General features: G+C 59.7%; 1 pseudogene. It reads right to left on the bottom strand.

The window, feature by feature from the left end:
* Positions 1-357: pseudogene (locus AC1DD5_RS25825) on the bottom strand (hypothetical protein); the annotation flags it as partial.

Here is a 357-nt window from a genome sequence, read left to right as displayed (position 1 = left end):
CCTTATGGCGGATCGCACGGCTAAACTCATACTGGTTAAATTCGGCAATCGCGCCCGGCAGCAGCGGGTGCTGGGTTTTGCGCTTCGCCTCATCTTCGGTAAAGCCCGCCATATATAAGCCGACCGGCCCGGCGGTGCAGAGCACCAGATCGACCCAGTCCAGCGCTTTATCCGCCGCCATCAGCGGATCGCTCTCACCGGTCAGGGCGTGCCCCTCCTCTTCATTCATCGCCAGAATCGAGACGTTCTCTTTGAGGAAGTCGCGCCACCACGGCACGTTATCGGCGATAACGTATTTGGTACCCAGCGTCAGCACCACCGGCACATTGTGCTTTTTGGCATAGGCCACCGCCTGCC

The sequence above is a fragment of the Paenarthrobacter sp. 10L420 genome (assembly GCF_056395385.1).
This window is presented reverse-complemented; position numbering and strand designations above follow the sequence as displayed.